General features: G+C 62.3%; 1 protein-coding gene. It reads left to right on the forward strand.

Annotation, left to right across the window (positions count from 1 at the left end; genetic code table 11):
* Nucleotides 1-119: 119 nt before the first annotated feature.
* Nucleotides 120-899: IS1634 family transposase (locus ACT3UN_RS16490; RefSeq protein WP_444657664.1), on the forward strand; the 780-nt coding region annotated here is incomplete at its 3' end.

Genomic DNA, 899 nt, shown 5'->3' on the forward strand with positions numbered 1-899 from the left:
TGACTTGGCTCACGTTTCGGTGTTGTCACGTCATCTAAGTCCGTGACCTGCGGGGCTTCGGCGGAATTCGGCGAAAAACCGTACTAAACAGTCAGTCCTGGACCGGTAGACTCCTGAACATGCAGCCCAGGATCCGCACCGTGACCACCGCCTCCGGGGCTACTGCGGTGCAGATCATCTACTCCTACGCTGGTGGTGCGACCTCGATGGAACACCTCGGCTCAGCCCACACCGACGCCGAACTTGCCGCGCTGAAGGCCGAAGCCGCCCGACGACTCCAGGGCAACCAGCTCGAACTCGGCCTGGATCTCGACGTCACCGACATCCCAGCAGTCCGTGGGACAGGCACCGAAGAGCAACCGTGGGAGGTCACCGCACAACGCTCCGGCTACCTGCTCGACGCGATCGACACCGCCTATAGGGCAATCGGCCTGGACGTTGCTGCCGACAATGATGACGTGTTCGCTGGCCTGGTCACCGCCCGGATCCTGCAGCCAGGCTCGAAGTACGACTCCATCCGTGTGCTGGCCGAAGCCGGAGCAACCTCGGCGAGTTACTCGACGATTAAGCGCCGACTGCCTCGCTACGCCACTGACGAGTTCCGCGACGCGGTCACCGCCGTGTGCGCTGATCATGCGGGCATCGGGCCGACGTCACTGGTGCTCTACGACGTAACCACCCTCTACTGGGAAGCTGACGAAGGTGACGGGTTCCGTGAGCCCGGGTTCAGTAAGGAGCGCCGGATTGATCCGCAGATCACCGTCGGCATGCTCACTGACGTGAACGGGTTCCCACTGCGCATCCAGGCTTTTGAAGGGAACAGGGCGGAAACGAAGACGTTCCTTCCCTCGGTGGAAGCGTTCATGGACACCTACGACCTGCATGACGTCACCGTCGTC

Origin of the sequence: Corynebacterium sp. AOP12-C2-36 (assembly GCF_052379185.1) — a bacterium.
Taxonomy (GTDB): domain Bacteria; phylum Actinomycetota; class Actinomycetes; order Mycobacteriales; family Mycobacteriaceae; genus Corynebacterium.